The sequence below is a fragment of the Methylobacterium sp. WL18 genome, from assembly GCF_008040015.1.
Taxonomy (GTDB): domain Bacteria; phylum Pseudomonadota; class Alphaproteobacteria; order Rhizobiales; family Beijerinckiaceae; genus Methylobacterium; species Methylobacterium mesophilicum.
In genome coordinates, this window is record NZ_VRVD01000600.1 from 1 (window position 1) to 2,871 (window position 2,871).

The window sequence follows — 2,871 nt, forward strand, 5'->3', positions numbered from 1 at the left end:
GGCCACCTGAGGCCGTGCCGCGTCACCAGCGGATCAGCGCCGCCCCCCAGCTGAAGCCGCCCCCGATCGCCTCGATCATCACGAGGTCGCCGGGCTGGATGCGGCCGTCCCGCCGCGCCACGTCGAGGGCCAGGGGGATCGAGGCGGCCGAGGTGTTGCCGTGGCGGTCCACGGTCAGGACGATCTTCTCCCGGGCGATCCCGAGCTTGTCGGCCGAGGCCTCGATGATCCGGCGGTTGGCCTGGTGCGGCACGAACCAGTCGAGGTCGGCGGCCGTGACGCCGGCCTGCGCGAACGCGTCCGCGATCACGTCGGCGACCTGCCCGACCGCGAACCGGAACACCTCGCGGCCCTCCATGCGCAGGTGCCCGGTGGTCCCGGTGGAGCCCGGCCCGCCATCGACGTAGAGCTTGTCCCGGTGCCGCCCGTCCGAGCGCAGGCTGGCGCAGAGGACGCCGCGCTCGCCCGCATCGGCCCGCGCCTCCAGCACCACCGCCCCGGCGCCGTCGCCGAACAGCACGCAGGTGGTGCGGTCCTCCCAGTCGACGATGCGCGAGAACGTCTCCGCCCCGATCACCAGGGCCCGGCGGGCCGAGCCGGTGGTCAGGAACTTGTCGGCCGTGGAGACCGCGAACACGAAGCCGGCGCAGACCGCCTGCAGGTCGAAGGCCGCGCCCCGATGGATGCCGAGCGCCGCCTGGATCTCGGTGGCGGTGGCCGGGAAGGTGTGGTCCGGCGTCGAGGTCGCGCAGATCACGAGGTCGATGTCGTCGGCGGTGAGGCCGGCATCGTCCAGGGCGGCCTGCGCGGCCCGGGCGCCGAGCACCGCGGTGGTCTCGCTCACGTCGGCGATGTGGCGCTGGCGGATGCCGGTGCGCTGGACGATCCATTCGTCCGAGGTGTCGACCCGCTCGGTCAGGGCGGCGTTGGTCACGACCTGCGCGGGCAGGCTCGACCCGGTCCCGACCACCACCGAGCGCGGCGCCTGCGGAGACTCTGTGCGGAGGGCTGACATCGCTTTCCTTCCCGGACGCCGCCGGCTTCACACTTCTCAGGTGTGTCGCCCCGAACGTCCGAATCCTATCCGTTTGAACACGCGGAGCCGAGATAGGGATCCGACCTCCGCGGTGAGCGCGCGGACAGCGGGCTGGCCACCCGCGCGATCGCAGGTCGTCCAGGGCCGCCCCGGCCAGGTTCGGTGATCGGAGGAGCGACCCCGAGACTCCTGATCACCCTGTCATTCCGGCGCCGCGCAGAGGAACCCGGAATCCAGAGCCGCCGACAGATCAAGGTCTTGCAGCGTCGGCGGTTCTGGGTTCCGGGCTCGCCTGCGGCGCCCCGGAATGACGGGGAGGAGGTTCGAGCGTCGTGGGACACGCCACGGCCAAAGGCAAAAACATCACGCCGGCGCCAGGACCGCCGTCTGGTCGAGCATCTCGCGGATCGTGCGGATCATGTCGTGGCGGGCCATGTCGTGGGCCAGGTCGATCGCGGCGGCGAACCCTTGCGCGTTCTCCGAGCCGTGGCTCTTGATGACAATGCCCTCCAGGCCGAGGAACACGCCGCCGTTGGCACGGCTCGGGTTCATTTTGTCCTTCAGGGCCTTGAACGCCTGCCGGGCGAACAGCGCGCCGATCTTGGCCGAGAGCGTCCGGGTCATGGCCGAGCGCAGGTAGCTGCCGATCTGCTTGGCGGTGCCTTCGGCGGTCTTGAGCGCGATGTTTCCCGTGAAACCTTCCGTCACGACCACGTCGACGGTGCCGCGCCCGAGATCCGTGCCCTCGACGAAGCCGTGATAGGTGAGCCGCGTGCTCTCCATCTCGCGCAGCAGCCGCGCGGCTTCCTTGACCGCCTCGTTGCCCTTCATCTCCTCGGTGCCGACGTTGAGCAGGCCCACGGTCGGCTTGTCGAGGTCGAACACGATGCGGGCCATGGCCGAGCCCATCACGGCCATCTCGACCAGGTGCTCGGCATCGGTGCCGATGGTGGCGCCGACATCGAGCACGACGCTCTCGCCGCGCACGGTGGGCCACAGGCACGCGATCGCCGGGCGCTCGATGCCCGACATGGTCTTGAGGCAGATCTTCGACATCGCCATCAGGGCGCCGGTGTTGCCGGCCGACACGCAGGCGTCGGCCTGCCCGTCCCGCACCGCCTGGATCGCCTGCCACATCGAGGACTTGCCCCGGCCCTGGCGCACCGCCTGGCTGGGCTTGTCGTCCATGGCCACGGCCACGGTGGTGTGGCGGATCTCGACGCAGTCCTTCAGCCGCGGTTCCTTGGCGACCAGCGGGGCGATCACCGCCTCGTCGCCGAACAGCAGGAAGGTCATGTCGGGATGGCGCTCGCGGGCCAGGGCGGCGCCGGGCACGACGGTCGAGGGCCCGTGGTCGCCGCCCATGGCGTCGAGCGAGATGCACACGCGTTGGGACATGTCTTTGCGGGTCGCGGTCTCGGCAGGGGGAACGGCGGCGGGAACGGCGGCGGGACGGATGAGGGCCGCCCGCCGGGCGCGCCGGACCATAGCGATACAGGCCCGCCGGGCAAATGAAATCGGGCCGGACGGGTCAGGCAATTGTTTCGGGGCGGGCCGGGCTGGGGCTCTGCGGGGGCTTCTGCTTCTGCGAGCGATCCCGTCCACCCTCCTCATCCTGAGGTACGAGCGCAGCGAGCCTCGAAGGAGATCTCCAGGGATCGCGCGGCCGGCTGGAGGGCTCCTTCGAGGCCTCCGCTGCGCTCCGGCCCCTTGTATTAGCGAATCATGTCAGATTGCCCCTGTCCCGCGAGGGATGCCGGCTCTGGGGTGGCCACCCCAGAGCCGGCGGCGACTGTCGGATCGTTGGCACCTGAGCCTGTGGCCTGCGCCGCGGG

The 2,871-nt window shown here is 71.0% G+C and carries 2 protein-coding genes; both read right to left on the reverse strand.

The features are described 5' to 3' along the window. Positions 1 to 22: 22 nt before the first annotated feature. Entirely contained in the window at positions 23 to 1,015 is a 993-nt protein-coding gene (locus FV228_RS25625) for a beta-ketoacyl-ACP synthase III (RefSeq protein ID WP_147857118.1), read from the reverse strand. 384 nt (positions 1,016 to 1,399) lie between these two features. Continuing rightward, complete coding sequence (plsX, locus tag FV228_RS25630; protein ID WP_147857119.1) at positions 1,400 to 2,434, reverse strand: phosphate acyltransferase PlsX; 1,035 nt, start codon at positions 2,432 to 2,434, stop codon at positions 1,400 to 1,402. Positions 2,435 to 2,871: the final 437 nt, after the last annotated feature.

Bases quoted from the DNA above. Each gene is read 5' to 3' on its own strand.
- FV228_RS25625 (WP_147857118.1), bottom strand. From the start codon at position 1,015: ATGTCAGCCCTCCGCACAGAGTCTCCGCAGGCGCCGCGCTCGGTGGTG.
- plsX (WP_147857119.1), bottom strand. From the start codon at position 2,434: ATGTCCCAACGCGTGTGCATCTCGCTCGACGCCATGGGCGGCGACCAC.